Below are 18,379 nucleotides of genomic sequence, written 5' to 3'. Positions count from 1 at the left end.
ACCAGCGGCGAATTCCTCAACTTTCGACTGTGATCCAAGCCACATTGAGGACTGGTCTCAGTGTGGCTCAGCGGCCGGAGTGGCCCGCAACCACCTGACCGGGTGGACTCTTCAAGGACTGGACGACTACCCGGGTGGGTGGCGGAGGGGGCATAAAGCAACGCGGGGTCGCGTTGGAGTCAGGCCTAGTTGTAAAAGCCGCGGCAAGCACAAGGGCTGAACCGCAGATCAGGGAAGTGATCCCCCTTCGCCCCGCGGGCCGGGAGGACTAAACTCGGTCCAAGCCTGCCCACCCCCACGCAAGGAGCCTTCGTGCGCGCCACCATCATCCATGGCCCCGGTGACATCCGGGTCGAAGACCGCGACTACCCCACCATCCAGCTGCCCACCGACGCCGTTGTGAAAGTCACCGCGTCCTGCGTCTGCGGCTCCGATCTGTGGCCCTACCGGGGGGTAAAGCCCACCCACAGGCCGTCCGCCATCGGACACGAATTTATCGGCACGGTGGAGAGCGTCGGCGAGGCAATTACCAGCCTTGCCATCGGGGACCTGGTGATTGCACCGTTTGTGGTCAGCTGCGGGGCCTGCCCGCAGTGCCTCAACGGTGTAACAGTGGCCTGTGAGCATCTGGCCGGCTGGGGCGGCACCGACGATAGCGGCTTGAGCGTCGACGGCGGCCAGGGCCAGGCGGTCCGCGTCCCGCTGGCCGGTTCTACCCTGGTCAAGGTTCCCGGAATCAGCGAACCCGACGACGCCCTCCGGAAGAGCCTGCTCACGCTCTCCGATGTGATGGCCACCGGCCACCACGCTGCCCTCGCCGCGAAGGTCGGGCCGGGCCGGACCGTCGTGGTGGTAGGCGACGGCGCTGTCGGGCTCTGCGGGGTGCTGGCCGCCAAGCGGCTTGGGGCCGAACGGATCATCGCGATGTCCCGCCACGCCGACCGGCAAGCGATCGCCCGGGAGTTCGGCGCCACCGACATTGTGGAAGAACGCGGAGACGACGGCGTCGCCAGGGTCCGCGAACTCCTCGGCGGGGTACTGGCCGATTCCGTCCTTGAGTGCGTCGGAACCAAGGAATCCATGGACCAGGCGCTGCGCAGCACCCGCCCGGGCGGCGCGCTGGGCTTTGTCGGTGTCCCCACCGGCGGCAGCGAGATCCCGCTGCGCTACCTGTTCGACACGAATATTTCCATCGGCGGTGGAATGGCCCCGGCCCGGACCTACATCCCGGAGCTGCTGGCGGACGTCCTCGACGGCACGATCAATCCGGGCCGGGTCTTCGACGTGGTGATGCCGCTGGAGGAAGCCCCGGAAGCCTACCGGGCCATGGATGAACGGCGTGCCATCAAGGTCCTGCTGACTCCCTGAGGCCGCACAGCCGTAGCACAGTTGTGCCAGATAGAATGGGGTCATGACAACGCCGGCGTGCCAGCCCGTCCACCGACCCCAACAGTCCGGTGGCACCTTTGCCTTGGCCCGCCGGGCCCGGAACGTGCTGCGGCGGGTTCCGGTGTGGACGTGGCGGGTGCTGATGCACTCGGTGCGGGCCAGCGAGAATTCCCGCTTCAACACCGACCCGATTACCGGCGTCGAATATTTCCACGACATCGATTTTGTCGGCGACGGCATCCGGGCGCACCGCCTGGACGTCATCACCCCCCACCCCGAAGTCACCGCACCGGCCGGGTCCGCTGCGGCGGGATCGCTGCCCGTCTACGTGTATTTCCACGGCGGCGGCTGGACCTCCGGAGATAAGGCCTCACTGACCAAGTACTGCGCGAGCCAGGCCGAGGGCGGCATGGTGGTGGTCAATGTCAACTACCGGATGGCGCCGCGGTTCCATATGGGCCACGTCCTGGCGGACGCCAACGCCGCGCTCGCCTGGGTGCGGCGCAACATCGACGGTTACGGCGGCGATGGATCCCGGATCGTGCTTGGCGGCGACTCAGCCGGCGGCCAGATTGCTGCCCTCCTGACTGCAGCCAGCTTCCGGCCGGAGCTCGCGCGGCATCACGGGCTGACGCCAGCCGTGCCCGCGGCAGATTTCAAGGGCCTGGTCCAGCACTGCAGCGTGGTGGACTTCTCCGTCTTTTTCGACAAGGGCTTCGTGCTGAGCCTGGACTTCATCAGGATGCTGATGCCGGGCCTCCGCTTCGGCAGCAGGTTCCGCGGCTCCAGTTCCGGCCGGCTCGAGGCGCTGCGCAACGGCGCAATCTTTCTCTCACCCATCGAATGGCTGGATTCCCGTTTCCCGCCGGTCTTTGTGACCACATCTGAACGGGATTTCTTCTACGCCGCCAACATGAACTTCATCGCCCGCCTGCACGAACATTCCGTTCCCGTGGACAGCCTTGTCTATGCCTGGGACAGCGCCAATACCGAACACACCTGGCAGCAGAACTACCGCTACCCGGAATCGCAGGAGGTGTACCGCCGGCTCCGCGCCTTCGTGGGCAAGGTGGCCTGAGCGCGGTCAGCCCAGCCGGGTAGCCCCGGCCGGATCCCTACGGGGCTATGTTTAGTCCATGGCGTCCGCTGACAGCACTGCGCACAACGGTCCGGAACCCGAGGGGTTCGGATCGGCGCTGGTTGACGAAGCCGCCCGCCGGGATGCCGCCCTGGGCGACGTGGACTGGGCCGCCGTGCCCGAGGGCGCTGTCCGGGGGACCTTCGACGCCCCCAGCGGCCCCCTCGCCACACTCTCCATGGGTACACCGGGTAACCCTCGAGTGCTGATGATTCCCGGGGCCACGGGCTCCAAGGAAGACTTTGTCCTGATGCTTCCGGAGCTCGCCGCTGCTGGCTATTTCGCCGTGAGCTATGACATCGCCGGCCAGTACGACTCCGCGGCGGCCGGCCCTGAACACCTCATGCCCGAACGCACGCACTACGATTACGACTTGTTCACTCGTGACCTGGTCGCGATGCTGGACGGAGAAGAAGGGGCCGCCCACGTCGTCGGGTATTCCTTCGCCGCGATAGTTGCCCAGTTGGCCTGCATCCGGCGTCCGGAGAAGTTCCGGAGCCTCACGCTGCTGAGCTGCCCGCCCGAACCGGGCCAGGGCTTTCGTGGGGTTAAGCGCATCGGCCGCTTCAGCGGCCGGGCCAACCCGCGAATCGGTGCCGCGCTGATGGTCTGGGGCATCCGCGCGAATGTGATCCACGTCCCGCCCCAGCGTCTACGGTTTGTGAAGCACCGGTTCCGCTTCACCCGCCGGAGCTCCGTGAATGACATCTTCGCCCTGATGCAGCGTGCGCCGGACCTTCGGGCGGCGCTGGCCGCGGCGACGCTGCCAAAACTTGTCGCCGTCGGCGAGCATGACCTCTGGCCGCTGGCGTTGCACCGCCGCTTCGCCCAGTCGATCGGTGCCCGCATTGTGGTTTACCGGGGCGGCCACAGCCCAAACGAAACCTCGCCGTACCAACTGAGCCGCGATCTGATCGCGCTTTACGAGTCCGCCTAGCGCCGGTGGTCCCGTTCCCACTGCCGACGGCGGCGACGCCGCCGGAACGGTGGCTCGTCCGCGAACTCGACGCCGAAGGTGGTCCAGGTCATCGACAGCTTGCGCCCGACGGAGCGCCAGCTGGCCAGCGGCCGCGCCGAGACCTGCACCCGCAGCGACGGGGCGGCGATCACCGTCACTTCGGGCGGGATCCGGTAGGAAATGTCCAGATCGTCGTGGACGAGCGGGAAGCCCCGGTGGACGGAGCCGCGGACGCGGTCCCAGACATCGGACCACATCGCGAAGTTCGAGCCGAACAACGGCGGATGCCCCAGCAGCCAGCCGACGGCCCAGAAATATCCCGCAATATAGATGCGACGGCCCACCCATCGGGCGAAGCGGCCTTCGCCATAAAAATCTGCGGGGCCGGAAACGGCGGATAGCGGGCCCGCCTCCTGCAGTATCGCCGCTACTCGCTCGAGCCAGTCAGCTGCCGGGATCGAGTCCGTGTCCAGCCGCGCGATCAGCTCGGAGCGGGCTTCATCGAAGCCGCACGCCGTGGAGGCGGCGATTCCCGGCAGTTCGACGGCGATCCGCCGGGCGCCCGCGGCGGCGCAAACCCGTGCGGTGTCGTCAGTGCTGGCATTGTCCACCACTACGATTTCGTCGGCCCGACGGGTCTGGCGGGCGAGTGCGGCCAGGCACACAGCGAGCATGTCAGCATCGTTCCGGGTAGGGATAACCACCGAGATTGTTGTCATAGTGCCCCGACTATAGACCCGCGGCGTGGGGAAATGCCCCCGTTAGCCTCTTGCACCATGGCCCTCGGCCCCGTAGGTTGGGCAACAGCGGACGAATGTCTCCGCAGCCGTTGGCCTCCGGGCCGCCGGAGATCAGCAGCATTTCAGAAGGATATGGCATGGCTACAGGCACAGTTAAATGGTTCAACGCCGAAAAGGGTTTTGGCTTCATCGCCCCGGATGACGGGTCGGCCGACGTTTTCGCCCACTACTCGGCAATCGCCAGCAGCGGCTACCGCTCCCTGGACGAGAACCAGAAGGTCGAGTTCGACGTCACCCAGGGTCCGAAGGGCCCGCAGGCTGAGAACATCCGCCCGCTCTAAATACCCCGGATAGCAGCATCGGCCAGCCGGCCGCCATGCTTTCCCCAAGACCACAAACGCCCCCCTCGAGGATTTCTCGGGAGGGGCGTTTGTCGTCCGGGACGCCTCCGGTACGCGGCCCGGTGCGGAGCGTGTGGTTCCTCCGATGTCCGTGACAGTTCTTCCCTGCGGGGCCATGGCGTGGATACTAGGAAAATGACCACTCGCAGTCCTCTGAACCGGGATGCAGCAATCCCGCCGCCACTGCCGGAACTGATCCGGGCAGTCCTGAACGGGATTCCCGCAATGATTGGCTACTGGGACAAGGATCTGCGCAACTGCCTCGCCAACGACGCCTACGGTGAGTGGTTCAAGGTCGATCCCCGGCAGATGCACGGACTCCATATCAAGGACCTGCTCGGCGAGAAGCTCTTCGCCGTAAACCGGCAGTACATCGAGAAAGTGCTCACCGGTGAACCGCAGCTCTTTGACCGGACCCTGGTGGACGCCGCTGGCGCAACCCGATACGCCCAGGCATCCTACGTTCCGGACGTCAGGGATGGCGCTGTCCAGGGCTTTTTTGTGCTGGTCACCGACATCACCGAGCGGGTCCTGGCCGAGCGCCGCCAGCAGCGCGACATGGACCGGTACCGGACACTGGCCCGCAGCATTCCCGGGGTCTTTGTACTTCTGTTCGATGCGGACTTGCGCTACCTGGTGGCGGAGGGGCAGGAGCTGGAAGCATTCGGCTACAACCCTGAAGCCATGGAAGGCCGGCTGCTCCACGACGCCCTTAACGCAGGCTTGGCCCACGAACTGGAGCCGCGGTACCGGGCCGCCCTCGCCGGTAAGGAAGTCACCTGGAAACGGACCATCGGCGAGCGCCATTACCTTCTGACCGCCCGCCCGGTCTTCTCCGACGACGACGCCGCCGGCATGGTGGTCGCCGTGGACGTGACCGTCCGCCGGCAGCAGGAAAAGACCTGGGCAGCCCTGCATGAAATCGCCACCGCGGTGGCCCGCAGCGAGGCCCCGGCGGAGATCGCAGGCCAGGTCGCCACCATTGTCAGGACACTTTTCGACGTCGATTCGGCCGCCGTGGCGCGCCTGACCGGCCCCACGTCCGCCGAAATCGTAGCGATGGCACCCGTACTTCCACCCACGCTGAGCCGAACACACATCTTCACGGCCACCGATTCTTCCGCCACTGTCCGGGTCGCTGTCACCGGCAAGCCTGCCTTGGTCACTTACGGCCCCGACGGCGGCTTCACCTCTGAGCAGATGCTTGCCGGCGGATTCCGGTCCAGCGCCGCAGCACCCATTCGGGTCAATGGTTCGCTGTGGGGCGTGCTCGCCCTGACGTCGAAGTCCGCCACGGCCCTGACGGAGTCGGTGCTGGCCCGGCTCGCGCAATTTGCCGAGCTTGTGGAGATTGCCATCGCCAACGCCGAGGCCCGGGCGAGCCTGGAACGGCAAGCAAGCACCGACATGCTCAGCGGGCTGCCAAACCGCCGGGCCCTGGAAGAAACCCTCGACAGGGAGGTGGAGCTCGCGCAGACCAGCGGGAGCGCGCTCAGCGCCGTTGTCCTGGACATCGATCTCTTCAAGCGAGTCAATGACACCTTTGGCCACCTCACCGGCGACACAGTTCTTTCCGAAGTCGCCGAACGACTGCGCCGGGTAGCCCGCCAGGGCGAGACCGTCGCCAGGTTCGGCGGCGAGGAGTTCGTCTGGCTGTTGCCCGGCCGCGACGCAGCCGAGGCGCTGGAGGCCGCCGAACGAGCCCGCGAAGCCATCGCGTCCCAGCCCTTTGACGGCGTCGGGTCCATCACGATCTCCGCTGGAGTCTGCGAACTGCTGGAAGCCGGCACACATAGCCTGCTCTCCTGCGCGGACCGTGCGCTGTACGCCGCCAAGCATGGCGGCCGGAACCGCTGCCAGCGGTACCACGTCCCTTCAGCGGACGACGCCGGGATGGCCGACCTTGAGGCCGCGGCTGCGCAGGACAGACGAAGCGCCTAAAGCGGCGGCGAACCCGGCGCCACAGCCCTACGCTGACCGGGGCCCCGCTTAAGACAGGAAGCCGCGCAGGATGGCGTCCGGCAGCTTGATTCCGGGGCGGCCGCTGGAACGAAAAATCGCTCAAGCTAAAACGCTAGATCTGCCCACGTCCACGGACTAAACGAAAGCTGACTTCCCGGTCACGGCCCGGGCGACGATCAGCGAGTTGATCTCGTAGCTGCCCTCGTACGTGTACAGGATTTCGGCGTCGCCAAAGAGCTTGCCCATCTCGTAGTCGCTGCTGATCCCGTTGCCGCCCATCAGCGAGCGCCCCATCGCCACCGACGCCCGGGCCAGCCGGGTGGTGGTGGACTTGGCCATCGCGGCCTGCACCATCTCAAGCTTTCCGTCTTCCTGGATCCGGGCCAGTTGCGCCATCAGCGACAGCGAGGCCGAGGCGTTGCCCAGGATCTCGGCCAACTGCTGCTGGATCAACTGGAAACGGGCCAGTTCCTTGCCGAACTGTTTGCGTTCCAGCGAATAGGAACGCGCGACGTCGAACGCGGCCAGTTGGATGCCGGCGGCCTGCCAGCCCACCCAGGCGCGCGAATCGCGCAGCAGCTCGTTGGCCTTGGAGAAGTCGGTAGCCCCGGGGAGGAGGTTGGATTCCGGGATGCGGACCGCGTCGAGCACGATGTCCGCGTTCTGCATGATCCGCAGCCCGATCTTGTTCGCGATTTTTGTGGCAGTGTATCCGGGGCGGTCCGTCTCCACGATAAAGCCCTTGATCTGCTGGTCAGCGACATCCCGGGCCCAGACCAGCGCGAAGTCCGCGATGGTGCCGGCGCCGATCCAGCGCTTGGCGCCGCTAATGACCCACTCGCCGTCTTCCAGCCGGGCCGTGGTGGCCAGCCCGCCGGCAATATCCGAGCCGTGCTCCGGCTCCGTCAGGGCGAAGGCGCCGATCTGCGTGAAGGCGGTAAGCCCGGGCAGCCAGCGTGCCTTCTGCGCCTCGGAGCCGAGCTGGTCGATCATGCCGACAATCAGCTCGTTGTGGATCCCGACGAGCGCCGAGAGCGACACATCGGCGCGGGCCACCTCCACATACATCAGGCCCTTGAACAGCTTGGAGGTGCCGTCCGTCTGGAGGCCGCCGAGGCCGTATTTTCCGAGCTCGGCGAGCAGACCGAAGGGGAACTCCTCACGGTTCCAGTAGTCGATCGAGGCCGCCCGGATCCGGGACTGGAGGAAATCGCGGATTTCCTGGTAGCGGTTCTGTTCCGCCGGGGGAAGCAAATCCACGATGTACATCAGATCGGCGTCCGGGAAGGGCGGCGGCGCTGCACCGTCCACGGCTGCCCTACCCTCAGTGGCCTGCTGTCCGCTGACACGTCCTTGTGGCTGCACGGGCATGTATCCCTTCGTTGTGATCCATTCGTGAACCGAGCCGGCTCTTCCAAACCCTTGGATGTCCTAGTATATTGCACAGTGACGGCGATCACTAGGGAACGGGTGATCGCCGGGCAACGGCGCCGGGCTGAAACGGCTGCGCCACCAGACGTCGAAAGGTGCACCATGACAGTCACTGAGGAATTCCGCGCGGCACGCGACCGCATGCTCGATCTCCGCAATAACTATGAAGCGGCGCGCAGCGAATTCCAGTGGCCGCGCTTTGAGTATTTCAACTTTGCCCTGGATTGGTTCGACCAGATCGCGGCGGACCCGGCCAAGGCGGGCAAGCCCGCCCTCGTGATCGTCGAACAGGACGGCACGGCCACTCGGCGCAGCTACGCGGACCTGTCCCGTCGCTCGGCCCAGGTGGCCAACTGGCTGCGCAGCCAGGGTGTGCGGCGCGGTGACCGGATGATCATTATGCTCGGCAACCAGGTTGAACTCTGGGAACTGATGCTCGCCGGGATCAAGCTGGGCATCGTTATGATCCCCACAACCACCTTGATGGGACCGGCGGACCTCAATGACCGGGTGGAGCGCGGCGGCGCTAACTGGGCCGCCGTCGGAAGCGCCAATATCAAGAAGTTCGACGAGGTTCCGGGCGGCTACAGACTAATCGAAATCGGCGACGGCGACGGCGACGAAACGGACACGGCCGCCCTGCAGTACACCGAAGCCGCCGGTGCAGCGGAAGAATTCACTGCGGACGTGCCGACCCTGGCCGACGAAACTATGCTGCTCTACTTCACCTCAGGCACCACGTCCAAGGCCAAACTCGTGGAGCACACGCACACGTCCTACCCGGTGGGCCACTTATCCACCATGTTCTGGATTGGAATGGAACCCGGCGATGTGCACCTAAACGTGGCCTCCCCCGGATGGGCCAAGCACGCTTGGTCCAACGTATTCACGCCCTGGATCGCCGAAGCCTGCGTGTTCATCTACAACTACGAACGCTTCGATGCCAAGGCGCTGATGGAGCAGATGGACCGCGAATCGGTGACAAGCTTTTGCGCCCCGCCGACGGTCTGGCGGATGCTCATCCAGGCTGACCTGACCCTGCTCAAGAACCCGCCCAGCAAGGTGGTCTCCGCCGGTGAACCCCTCAACGCGGAGGTCATTGACCAGGTCCACCGTGCCTGGGGACAGACCATCCGCGACGGCTTCGGCCAGACCGAATCCACCGTGCAGATCGCGAACACGCCCGGCCAGCCAATCAAGATCGGAGCCATGGGCAAACCGCTTCCCGGCTACGACGTCGTCCTCGTGGACCCCGCGACGGGGGCCGAGGGCGACGACGGTGAGCTCTGCCTCCGTCTGGAGCCCCGCCCTGTAGGGCTGATGAAGGCATACTACGGCGACCCTGAAAAGACCGCGGAGGCCTTCCGTGGCGGCTACTACCACACCGGCGACATGGCAAGCCGGGACGAGCGCGGCATCATCACCTACGTGGGCCGAGGCGACGACGTTTTCAAATCCTCGGACTACCGGCTGTCTCCCTTCGAGCTCGAAAGTGTGCTGATCGAGCACCCGGCAGTGGCGGAAGCCGCCGTCGTACCCTCCCCCGACCCGCTCAAGCTCTCGGTGCCCAAAGCGTTTGTGGTCCTGGCCGCCGGGCACGAGCCGGGCCCCGAACTGGCCGAGGACATCCTGCGTTACTGCCGCGACCACCTCGCCCCGTTCAAACGAATCCGCCGGCTGGAATTCGCCGAACTGCCCAAAACCATCTCGGGCAAGATCCGGCGGGTCGAGCTGCGGCGCAGCGAGGAACTTCGCCATGGCGGCGGAACGGTTCCGGCCGGACTGGGCACTGAGTACTCGGAAGCCGACTTCCCCGGGTTGAAGAGCACTTCCAAGAAGCTAGGCTGAGCCCGATGGGATTCAGCACCGAAAGCAGGGAGCATCGTGGCAACGCCGCTGCCGCGTGACCCGATCGCCGACGCCCGGCTGAACTGGGAGCGGCACGGCTGGTCCGACGTCGCCGCACCGATGGCTGCCATCACCGCCATCATGCGGACCCAGCAGATCCTGCTGGCCCGGATCGAAGGGGTCCTTAAGCCGTTCGGGCTGACGTTCGCCCGGTACGAACTGCTCGCCTTGCTGAGCTTCGCCCGCGGCGGTGCGTTGCCGATGAATAAGGCGAGCGCGCTGCTGCAGGTCCATCCCACCTCGGTGACGAACGCCGTCGACCGGTTACAGGGCGCCGGGCTGGTTTTCCGCTCCCCGCACCCCACGGACGGGCGCACCACCCTGATCGAGCTCACCACGGAGGGGCGGACGTTGGCCCAGCGGGCCACGGCGGAGCTCAACTCCGAGGTGTTCGCCCAGCCAGGCTTTCCGGCGCAGGACGTCGACCAACTGATCCGGATCCTGGGCACCTTCCGCCGCGACGCCGGCGACTTCAGCGGCTGACCCCGGCGGACGCTGGAGCAGACGAAGCACACGGCCGGTGGCCAAATAGGATTCGTGAAGTACCCATCCTGGACTTGAGGAGAGACCGATGATTCCGGAAATTAACATCTGGGCGGTGCTGCTGGCCACCCTGTCAAGCATGGTGGTCGGCTCCGTCTGGTACACGCCAAAGGTGTTCGGCAACTACTGGATGCGGGTCGCCAAAGTCAATCCAAGCGGGGAGGCCAAGGATGCCGTCAAGCCGATCCTGGTCACCTTGGTGGTCAGCTTCGTCAGCGCCTGGGTGCTGGCCGGGTCCGCCGCGATCTCGCAGCACTTTTACGGCGGCAATTTCCTGCTCAACACCCTGGTCACCAGCCTGATACTTTGGGCCGGCTTCACGGCCGCGCGGTTCATCACCCACGATGCCTTCGAGCGCCGTCCGGCCGGACTCACCGTGCTGAACTGCGTCCACGAACTCGTGACCCTGATGGTGATGGCCCTGATCATCGGCCTGTTCGGGATCAGCGCTACCTGAGCCGCGGATCGGGCCCGGTGACACGCAAAAGCCCTGCCGCCACCGGAATTCGGCAGCGGCAGGGCTTTTGCGTGTGACAGGAACTGTGCCAGTGCGCAGGAACTGGGGCGCGGCGCCCTGCTTAGCGGTGCGTGAAGACGGGCTGGCGCTTCTCGGTGAAGGCCGCCATGCCTTCCTTCTGGTCCTCGGTGGCGAACAGCGAGTGGAACACGCGGCGTTCAAAGAGCACGCCCTGGGCCAGCCCGGTTTCGAAGGCGGCGTTTACTGCTTCCTTGGCCACCATCGCCACCGGCTTGGACTTGGAGGCAATCACTTCGGCGGCCTTGAGGGCCTCCTCCACAACGTCCGCGGCCGGCACCACGCGGGATACCAGCCCGGCGCGTTCGGCTTCATCGGCGTCCATAAACCGGCCGGTCAGGATCATGTCCATCGCCTTGGACTTGCCCACCGCGCGGGTCAGGCGCTGTGAGCCGCCCATGCCGGGCAGCACACCAAGGTTGATTTCCGGCTGGCCGAACCTGGCGTTGTCCCCGGCGATGATGAAATCGCACATCATGGCCAGCTCGCAGCCGCCGCCGAGGGCGAATCCGGACACGGCCGCCACCACCGGGATGCGCAGCCTGGTGAACTCTTCCCAGCCCCGGAACCAGTCGGCCGCGTACATGTCCATGTAGCCTTTGGACTGCATTTCCTTGATGTCAGCCCCGGCCGCGAAGGCCTTGGCTGAGCCGGTTAGTACCACCGCACCCACGTCCGGGTCGGTATCCATCGCGGACACGGCGGCCACGAGTTCGTCCATGGTGGCCTTGTTGAGGGCGTTCAGGGCCTGGGGCCGGTTGAGCGTCACGAGCCCCACCCGGCCGCGCCGCTCCACCAAAATGTTTGTGTACTGCTCCGTCATGTCAGTCCCCTCAGTTGTTGTTCGGAAGTGGTTGGTGTTCGACGTGTCGGCGTCCGGAACGGCTAGTCCGCGGATTTGTCCCGGATATCGGTGATGATGCCGGAGAAGTCCCGGCCCGCCCCGCCTTCCGCGGCAAAGGTATCGTAGATTTCGGCAGCGAGCGGCCCCAGCCGGGCGGCAACACCGGTGCTCTCCAGCGCGTTGAGCGCCAGCTTGAGGTCCTTCGCCATCAGGGCGCCGGCAAAACCGGGCTGGTAGTCCCGGTTGGCCGGGCTTGCCGGCACCGGTCCGGGGACCGGGCAGTTGGTGGTCAACGCCCAGCACTGCCCGGAGGCCGCCGACGCGACGTCAAAAAGAGCCTGGTGGGTCAGGCCCAGCTTCTCACCGAGCACAAAGGCCTCACTGACAGCGATCATGGAGACGCCGAGGATCATGTTGTTGCAGATCTTGGCGGCCTGCCCGGCGCCGTGCTCCCCGCAGTGGACGACGCGCCGTCCCATGACTTCGAGCATCGGTGTCACCGCCGCAAAGTCCGCCGGCAGCGCACCCACCATAAAGGTCAGCGTGCCTGCCTCGGCACCCACAACGCCGCCGGAAACCGGGGCGTCAACGGCCCGGTGGCCGGCCGCAACGGCAAGTTCCGCGGCTTCGCGCGCCTCGTCCACGTTGATCGTGGAGCAATCCAAGAAGAGCGTGCCGGGCGGTGCCACGGCCAGCAGTCCCGGTTGGCCGCCGGTACCGCGGTAGGCATCGAGCAGATGCCTGCCGCTGGGCAGCATGGTCAGCACCACGCCGGCGCCGGCGACGGCCTCGGCGGCGGTGCCCGCGGTGGCGATGCCGTGCGCCCGGGCAGCTTCCAGTGCGGCCGGCACCACATCGAATCCGGTCACTGTGTAGCCGGCTTTGACCAGGTTGACGGCCATCGGTCCGCCCATGTGGCCAAGGCCCAGGAAGGCAACAGAGGGCAGGGCTTCAGACATTGTCGCGCTCCTTTGCAAGCTTCAGTTCACGGTCACCCAGCGGCGCAAAATAGGATTCGACGTCGGCGCGGCTGACTTCCGCGAGGCTGGGCGGCTGCCAATGCGGGGTGCGGTCCTTGTCCACGACCTGGGCGCGGATGCCTTCGCGGAAGTCGGATCCGGCGAGGAACCGCAGTCCCACCCGGTATTCCTGTTCCAGGGCTTCCTCCAGGTTTAGTCCGCGGACCCGGCGCAGGGATTCCAGCGCCACTTTCACCGCCGTGGGCGACTTGGCTTCGATGGTGTCGGCGACATCGGATGCTTCCCCGCCCACTGTGCGCAGCCGGCGAAGGATCTCCTCGGCGTCGTCGCTGGCGTAGCAGGCATCGATCCATTCCTGCTGTGCCGCTAGAACGGAGGCTGGCGCCTGCTCTGAAAAGCGCGCGACGGCGGTGTCCGCCGCTTCATTTTCCAGCGCCCGGGTAAGTTCCACGAGGTTCGCCGATGGAACGAAGTGGTCCGCGAGCCCCAGGAACAGGGCGTCGGCGCCGCTTAGGTGCGCGCCGGTGAGTGCCGCGTGGGTGCCTGTCTCCCCCGGTGAGCGCGAGAGCAGCAGGGTCCCGCCGACGTCGGGCACAAAACCGATGGTGGTCTCCGGCATGCCCATCCGGGTACGTTCGGTGACGATCCGGATTGAGCCGTGCGCGGAGATCCCCACTCCGCCGCCAAGGACCAGCCCGTCCATCAACGCGACGTACGGCTTGGGGTAGTCCGAGATAAGGGAGTTCAGTGCATATTCCCCGGCCCAAAAACCGGCGGTCGCGTCGCCGCCGTCAAGCATGTCACGGTAGATGGCCACAATGTCGCCGCCCGCGCACAACCCACGGTCACCGGCGCCGCGGACCAGCACGGCCGCGACGGCGTCGTCGCTGGTCCAGAGCGTGAGCTGGTCCAGCATGGCGGCCGCCATCCCTGCGGTGAGCGCATTGACAGCCCGGGGCCGGTTCAGGGTGACGACGCCGAGCCGGCCGCGGCGCTCAAACAGGACTTCGGCGGTCCCGTCGGCCGCCTGGTCCGGCATCAGCTGCCTTCCGGCATCACGAAGCTGGCACCGGTGCGGATGCCGGAGGGCCAGCGGGTGGTGACCGTTTTGGTCTTGGTGTAGAAACGGAACGCGTCGGCGCCGTGCTGATTGAGGTCGCCGAAGCCGGAGGCTTTCCAGCCGCCGAAGGTGTAGTAGGCGATCGGCACCGGGATGGGGACATTGATGCCGACCATGCCCACCTGGACCCGGCTGGCGAAGTCGCGGGCGGAGTCACCGTCGCGGGTGAAGATGGCGACGCCGTTGCCAAACTCGTGCTCGCTGCACAGGCGCAGGGCCTCGTCGTAGTCCTCGGCGCGGAGCACGCTGAGGACCGGGCCGAAGATCTCTTCCTTGTAGATCGCCATATCCTTTGTCACGTCGTCGAACAGGGTGGGGCCGACCCAGAAGCCGCCCTCATAGCCCTCGACTGTAAGGCCGCGTCCGTCGGCCAGCAGGGTTGCGCCCTCGTCGACGCCGGCCTGGATATACCCTTCGATCCGTTCCTTGGCGGAAGCCGCCACGACCGGGCCGAAGTCGGAGTCCTTGGCGAGGCTGTGGCCGACCTTGAGCTCCGCGATGCGCTCCTGCAGCTTCGCGACGAGTGCATCGGCGGTGGCCTTGCCGACCGGGACGGCAACGGAAATGGCCATGCAGCGTTCGCCGGCGGAGCCAAAGCCTGCACCCATCAGCGCATCCGCGGCCATGTCCAGGTCCGCGTCCGGCATGATGACCATGTGGTTCTTGGCGCCGCCGAAACACTGGGCGCGTTTGCCGTTAGCGGCGGCAGTGGCGTAGATGTACTGGGCAATCGGCGTGGAGCCCACAAAGCCGATGGCCTGGACCCGGGGGTCTTCCAGCAGCGCATCCACGGCTTCCTTATCGCCGTTGACGACGTTAAACACCCCGTCCGGCAGGCCTGCCTCGGTGAACAGCTCTGCGAGGCGCAGCGGCACCGAGGGGTCCCGTTCGGAGGGCTTCAGCACAAATGAGTTGCCCGCAGCGAGGGCCGGCCCCGACTTCCAGAGCGGGATCATGGCCGGGAAGTTAAACGGGGTGATCCCGGCGACGACGCCGAGCGGTTGGCGCATCGAGTGGACATCGATGCCGGTCCCGGCGCTATCCGAGAACTCGCCCTTAAGCAGGTGCGGGGCTCCCGCGGCGAATTCCACAACCTCGATGCCGCGCTGGACGTCCCCTTTGGCGTCAAGGAAAGTCTTACCGTGTTCCGAGGACAGCAGGGTCGCGAGTTCGTCCATGTTCTGGTTGACAAGATCGACAAATTTGAGCAAAATCCGGCCGCGTCGCTGCGGGTTCATGGCGGCCCATTCAAGCTGGCCCTTTTCCGCGTTGGAGACCACGTTGCGGACCTCCTCGGCGCTGGCCAGCGGCACCCGGGCCTGGACCTCGCCGGTGCAGGGATCGTAGACATCGCTGAAGCGCCCCGAGGTGCCTTCAACATGCTGTCCGTCAATGTAGTGGGATAGCTCGCGAACCATAAGGGAATGCTCCTTTGCACCGTGTGATTGCCGCAGTAACGGAACAGGCCGGATGTGACCTGCACCATCTTCTGCTCCCGAATATACTCGGACTTCCTACTAAATTCCAGAGGGGCCCCGGCCGGCGGCTTCGTCCGGCAGCCAAGTTCGGTAGGTTAGGAACTGTGAAGATAGCTACCTGGAATGTGAACTCGCTCCGCGCCCGCGCCGACCGCGTCGAAGCCTGGCTTCAACGCTCCGACTGTGATGTCCTGGCCATCCAGGAAACCAAGTGCAAGGACGACAACTTCCCGTGGGAGCTCTTCGAGAACATGGGCTACGAGGTGGCGCATTTCGGCCTGAGCCAGTGGAACGGGGTGGCGATCGCCTCCCGGGTGGGGCTCGACGACGTCGAACGGACCTTCCTTGACCAGCCCGTCTTCGGCAAAAACGGCAAGGACGCCGTGCAGGAGGCCCGCGCCATCGGTGCGAGCTGCGGCGGAGTCCGGGTCTGGAGCCTGTACGTCCCCAACGGCCGGGCCCTCGACGATGAACACATGCCGTACAAACTCAACTGGCTGGACACCCTGCGGACCCACGCCGAGGGCTGGCTGCAACAGGACCCCGCAGCGCAGATCGCCCTGATGGGCGACTGGAACATTGCTCCGCGGGACGAGGACGTCTGGGACATCGACTACTTTCGCACCGCGGGCCTCACCCACGTCAGCGAACCGGAACGGGACGCCTTCCGCGCCTTCGAAAATGCCGGCTTCCAAGACGTTGTGCGCCCGCACGCCCCCGGCCCGGGCGTCTACACGTACTGGGATTACACCCAGCTGCGTTTCCCCAAAAAGGAGGGCATGCGGATCGATTTCGTCCTTGCCTCCCCCGCACTGGCCGCCCGCACCACCGGAGCCTCAATCGACCGCGAGGAACGCAAGGGCAAAGGCGCATCGGACCACGCCCCCGTGATCGTGGAGCTGAGCGACTGATGTGCCGGGCCCAGGTAAACGGCGTGATCCAATGACGGGGAACCTCTACCGCGGGCAGGCCGGGCTGCCGTTCTCCTCGTCGCTGCGGATCTACGAACCCTTGGAGGCGTTCCCCGCGGACCAGCAGGAGGAGCTGCGCGCAACCCAAGCCCGCGCTGATTCCCGGGCTGAGGTCGAAAACGCCGAGCTACTCGCTTCTCTTGGCCGCATTACCCGCCAGGGCGGGGACCCGTTCCCCACTGGGGCAACCGATCTGGTGCGGGCCCTCGCGGTGCCGGGAAGCGCCGGGGGCGCAGCGGCATCCGACGCCGGGCAACCAAAGCGGATGCTGTACTGCCCCAGTCAGCTGGTTCTCCGGGCAGGGCTGGCAGCCAACGCCCTGATGGAGGGCATTCACGGTCCGCTGGCCCGGCTGCTGATCCCGGCGGAGCAGCGCGAACGGCACCAGGAACGCATCGATGAAGCACGCTCACATGCCGGGCTGGGACGGCTCCACACCAGGGCGTCGACGTGGGGCATCCCGTTCAGCTGGTTCTGCCTCTTCACCGAATCAGACCCTGCCGACGTGGTGGAATACGATGGCCGCATTGTCACCGTACGCATCCGCGCGACGATCGGCGAGGCGCTGGAGCGCGTCCGCTACGCAGTGGCGCATCTGGCCCTGGCCGCCCCGGATCTGGACATGCTGGAGGACCTCACCCAGCTCACCGAATGGCTGGAGCTCTTCCACCCGGGCTCGGTAGTGGAACTGGATTACGGGGCCGTGGCGGACAAGGTCTACCCGGATGACTCACCGATGGATGTAAGGCTGGGCATTGAGTGCCTCGCCGAAGGGGACATGACCGGCGCTGCCGCCGCCTACCGTCGGCTGGCATCACGGTGGATCCCCATCCGGCAGCTGGCCCGCGCGTCCTGACCGGCTGTCAGGCCCCCGCCGCGGCCGCACGGGCAACCAGCCCGGCGCTGCGGGGCGGCGCCGTCGTGCTTCGGATAATGAGCTGGTGTGGGGCCACCGCCGACTGCACTGAACCGGTGATGCCGTCGAGTTCGTCCAACAGCATTTTCGTGCCCAGCTCCGCCTGCTCGTCCGGACGCTGCCTGACCGTCGTGAGACCCATGGCCTCCGAGAAGTCGTGGTCATCGATCCCGATCACGGAGACCTCCTCAGGGATCCGCACACCGGCGCGGCGCGCCTCGAAAATGACCCCCATGGCCATCTCATCGGAAGCGCAGAAGATCGCCGTAGGCCTCGGGCCGGGCCGGGCCCAGAGCCGGCGGAAGGCTTCCTGGCCACTGCTGAGCGTAAAGTCGCCCCATTCGTCCCATTCGTCCCGGACCCTCAGCCCGGCCTCCGCCATAACATCCTGGAAGGCCGTGATCCGGACCCGGGGGACGTCGAAGTTGAGGTCGGTCTCATCGTCTCCGTGCAGCAGGGCGATATCCCTGTGGCCGAGGCTGATCAGGTGCCGCACCGCCGTCGCTGCGGCGGCGTAGTCGTCGATCCCGATATACGGGCATTCTTCGACGTGGCCGCCGACGACGACCAGCGGGATATCGATTTTCTGAAGGTGTTCGATTTCCTCGTGTGTCAGCGCCATACACAGGACCAGCAGCGCATCGATCTGTTTATAGACCATGGTCTTGCTGAAGAGCCGCTCGCGGTTGCTGCCGTGGCCACCGAGATTAAAGAGCGACAGGTTGTACTGCCGGGTGTGCAGTTCACGGTCTGCGCCCTCGATGGCTTTGGAGAAGAACCAGCGGCTGACGAAGGGTGCCAACACGCCGATAGTCTTTGTGCGCCCGGTAGCAAGCCCCGACGCTGACAAGGACGCCACATAGCCGAGGTCTTCGGCGATGCCCAGAATCTTTTCCCGGGTGGCCGGGGAGACCCGGGGCAGGCCACGGACAGCACGGGACACGGTGGCGGTTGACACTCCGGCGGCGGCGGCGACGTCCTCGATGCTGACGCCCGAATGGCCGCCGCGCTGAGCCCTGTCTGTTGTCTTCGCCACCGTGTCCCCTCATTGATTTTCTGTGGACG

General features: G+C 66.0%; 17 protein-coding genes. 10 read left to right on the top strand and 7 right to left on the bottom strand.

Features of this window, described 5'->3' with window-relative positions; genetic code table 11:
- Positions 1 to 312: 312 nt before the first annotated feature.
- The 3 genes from QMG72_RS09510 to QMG72_RS09500 are packed head-to-tail and all read left to right on the top strand — an operon-like array spanning position 313 to position 3,464.
- Positions 313 to 1,368, top strand: a complete 1,056-nt coding sequence (locus QMG72_RS09510; protein WP_226773396.1) for a zinc-dependent alcohol dehydrogenase family protein — start codon at positions 313 to 315, stop codon at positions 1,366 to 1,368.
- A 43-nt stretch (positions 1,369 to 1,411) separates the two neighbouring features.
- Positions 1,412 to 2,467, top strand: a complete 1,056-nt coding sequence (locus QMG72_RS09505) for an alpha/beta hydrolase (RefSeq protein ID WP_226773397.1) — start codon at positions 1,412 to 1,414, stop codon at positions 2,465 to 2,467.
- 58 nt (positions 2,468 to 2,525) lie between these two features.
- On the top strand, positions 2,526 to 3,464 hold the full coding sequence (locus QMG72_RS09500; protein ID WP_226773398.1) for an alpha/beta fold hydrolase: 939 nt from the start codon (positions 2,526 to 2,528) through the stop codon (positions 3,462 to 3,464).
- Here the strand turns inward: QMG72_RS09500 and QMG72_RS09495 are convergent.
- Positions 3,461 to 4,204, bottom strand: coding sequence for a glycosyltransferase family 2 protein (locus tag QMG72_RS09495; RefSeq protein WP_226773399.1), 744 nt, complete (start codon positions 4,202 to 4,204; stop codon positions 3,461 to 3,463). The genes QMG72_RS09500 and QMG72_RS09495 overlap by 4 nt on opposite strands.
- Before the next feature lie 158 nt (positions 4,205 to 4,362).
- Between QMG72_RS09495 and QMG72_RS09490 the strand changes: the two genes are divergently transcribed.
- Both QMG72_RS09490 and QMG72_RS09485 read left to right on the top strand, forming a co-directional pair.
- Entirely contained in the window at positions 4,363 to 4,566 is a 204-nt protein-coding gene (locus QMG72_RS09490; protein ID WP_013599688.1) for a cold-shock protein, read from the top strand.
- A 195-nt stretch (positions 4,567 to 4,761) separates the two neighbouring features.
- Positions 4,762 to 6,567, top strand: a complete 1,806-nt coding sequence (locus QMG72_RS09485) for a sensor domain-containing diguanylate cyclase (RefSeq protein WP_226773400.1) — start codon at positions 4,762 to 4,764, stop codon at positions 6,565 to 6,567.
- Between the two features lie 156 nt (positions 6,568 to 6,723).
- Here QMG72_RS09485 and QMG72_RS09480 read toward each other — a convergent pair whose 3' ends face one another.
- The gene (locus QMG72_RS09480; protein WP_226773451.1) at positions 6,724 to 7,857 is read right to left on the bottom strand and encodes an acyl-CoA dehydrogenase family protein; all 1,134 of its coding nucleotides are present in this window, start codon (positions 7,855 to 7,857) and stop codon (positions 6,724 to 6,726) included.
- Positions 7,858 to 8,121: 264 nt separating this feature from the next.
- Between QMG72_RS09480 and QMG72_RS09475 the strand changes: the two genes are divergently transcribed.
- From QMG72_RS09475 to QMG72_RS09465, 3 genes are all read left to right on the top strand, one after another.
- Positions 8,122 to 9,867: an AMP-binding protein gene (locus QMG72_RS09475; protein WP_226773401.1), complete on the top strand. Its 1,746-nt coding sequence runs from the start codon at positions 8,122 to 8,124 to the stop codon at positions 9,865 to 9,867.
- A 36-nt stretch (positions 9,868 to 9,903) separates the two neighbouring features.
- Positions 9,904 to 10,410, top strand: a complete 507-nt coding sequence (locus QMG72_RS09470) for a MarR family winged helix-turn-helix transcriptional regulator (protein WP_226773402.1) — start codon at positions 9,904 to 9,906, stop codon at positions 10,408 to 10,410.
- Between the two features lie 88 nt (positions 10,411 to 10,498).
- The gene (locus tag QMG72_RS09465; protein ID WP_226773403.1) at positions 10,499 to 10,927 is read left to right on the top strand and encodes a DUF1761 domain-containing protein; all 429 of its coding nucleotides are present in this window, start codon (positions 10,499 to 10,501) and stop codon (positions 10,925 to 10,927) included.
- A 121-nt stretch (positions 10,928 to 11,048) separates the two neighbouring features.
- Here the strand turns inward: QMG72_RS09465 and QMG72_RS09460 are convergent, their stop codons facing one another.
- The 4 genes from QMG72_RS09460 to QMG72_RS09445 form a co-directional block, all read right to left on the bottom strand.
- Positions 11,049 to 11,828: an enoyl-CoA hydratase gene (locus QMG72_RS09460; protein ID WP_226773404.1), complete on the bottom strand. Its 780-nt coding sequence runs from the start codon at positions 11,826 to 11,828 to the stop codon at positions 11,049 to 11,051.
- A 62-nt stretch (positions 11,829 to 11,890) separates the two neighbouring features.
- Positions 11,891 to 12,808 (bottom strand): 3-hydroxyisobutyrate dehydrogenase, encoded by a 918-nt coding sequence (mmsB, locus tag QMG72_RS09455; protein ID WP_226773405.1) that lies wholly within the window; start codon positions 12,806 to 12,808, stop codon positions 11,891 to 11,893.
- Entirely contained in the window at positions 12,801 to 13,868 is a 1,068-nt protein-coding gene (locus tag QMG72_RS09450) for an enoyl-CoA hydratase/isomerase family protein (RefSeq protein WP_226773406.1), read from the bottom strand. Before QMG72_RS09450 ends, mmsB begins: the two co-directional genes overlap by 8 nt.
- Positions 13,868 to 15,367 (bottom strand): CoA-acylating methylmalonate-semialdehyde dehydrogenase, encoded by a 1,500-nt coding sequence (locus QMG72_RS09445; protein ID WP_226773407.1) that lies wholly within the window; start codon positions 15,365 to 15,367, stop codon positions 13,868 to 13,870. Before QMG72_RS09445 ends, QMG72_RS09450 begins: the two co-directional genes overlap by 1 nt.
- Positions 15,368 to 15,531: 164 nt before the next feature.
- Between QMG72_RS09445 and QMG72_RS09440 the strand changes: the two genes are divergently transcribed.
- Both QMG72_RS09440 and QMG72_RS09435 read left to right on the top strand, forming a co-directional pair.
- Positions 15,532 to 16,338 (top strand): exodeoxyribonuclease III, encoded by an 807-nt coding sequence (locus QMG72_RS09440; RefSeq protein ID WP_226773408.1) that lies wholly within the window; start codon positions 15,532 to 15,534, stop codon positions 16,336 to 16,338.
- Positions 16,339 to 16,369: 31 nt separating this feature from the next.
- Complete coding sequence (locus QMG72_RS09435) at positions 16,370 to 17,254, top strand: DUF8083 family protein (RefSeq protein WP_226773409.1); 885 nt, start codon at positions 16,370 to 16,372, stop codon at positions 17,252 to 17,254.
- Between the two features lie 7 nt (positions 17,255 to 17,261).
- Here the strand turns inward: QMG72_RS09435 and QMG72_RS09430 are convergent, their stop codons facing one another.
- Positions 17,262 to 18,350, bottom strand: coding sequence for a LacI family DNA-binding transcriptional regulator (locus QMG72_RS09430; protein ID WP_226773410.1), 1,089 nt, complete (start codon positions 18,348 to 18,350; stop codon positions 17,262 to 17,264).
- Between the last annotated feature and the right edge of the window lie 29 nt (positions 18,351 to 18,379).

The organism is Pseudarthrobacter sp. PH31-O2 (assembly GCF_030063265.1).
Classification (GTDB): domain Bacteria; phylum Actinomycetota; class Actinomycetes; order Actinomycetales; family Micrococcaceae; genus Arthrobacter.
Note: the sequence above shows the minus strand (reverse complement) of the source record. Positions and strands in the feature narration are given on the sequence as shown.

Coding starts and splice junctions, on each gene's coding strand:
- mmsB (WP_226773405.1), bottom strand. CDS start 12,808: ATGTCTGAAGCCCTGCCCTCTGTTGCCTTCCTGGGCCTTGGCCACATG.
- QMG72_RS09475 (WP_226773401.1), top strand. CDS start 8,122: ATGACAGTCACTGAGGAATTCCGCGCGGCACGCGACCGCATGCTCGAT.
- QMG72_RS09480 (WP_226773451.1), bottom strand. CDS start 7,857: ATGTACATCGTGGATTTGCTTCCCCCGGCGGAACAGAACCGCTACCAG.
- QMG72_RS09465 (WP_226773403.1), top strand. CDS start 10,499: ATGATTCCGGAAATTAACATCTGGGCGGTGCTGCTGGCCACCCTGTCA.
- QMG72_RS09500 (WP_226773398.1), top strand. CDS start 2,526: ATGGCGTCCGCTGACAGCACTGCGCACAACGGTCCGGAACCCGAGGGG.
- QMG72_RS09495 (WP_226773399.1), bottom strand. CDS start 4,204: ATGACAACAATCTCGGTGGTTATCCCTACCCGGAACGATGCTGACATG.
- QMG72_RS09485 (WP_226773400.1), top strand. CDS start 4,762: ATGACCACTCGCAGTCCTCTGAACCGGGATGCAGCAATCCCGCCGCCA.
- QMG72_RS09490 (WP_013599688.1), top strand. CDS start 4,363: ATGGCTACAGGCACAGTTAAATGGTTCAACGCCGAAAAGGGTTTTGGC.
- QMG72_RS09435 (WP_226773409.1), top strand. CDS start 16,370: ATGACGGGGAACCTCTACCGCGGGCAGGCCGGGCTGCCGTTCTCCTCG.
- QMG72_RS09460 (WP_226773404.1), bottom strand. CDS start 11,828: ATGACGGAGCAGTACACAAACATTTTGGTGGAGCGGCGCGGCCGGGTG.
- QMG72_RS09445 (WP_226773407.1), bottom strand. CDS start 15,367: ATGGTTCGCGAGCTATCCCACTACATTGACGGACAGCATGTTGAAGGC.
- QMG72_RS09505 (WP_226773397.1), top strand. CDS start 1,412: ATGACAACGCCGGCGTGCCAGCCCGTCCACCGACCCCAACAGTCCGGT.
- QMG72_RS09450 (WP_226773406.1), bottom strand. CDS start 13,868: ATGCCGGACCAGGCGGCCGACGGGACCGCCGAAGTCCTGTTTGAGCGC.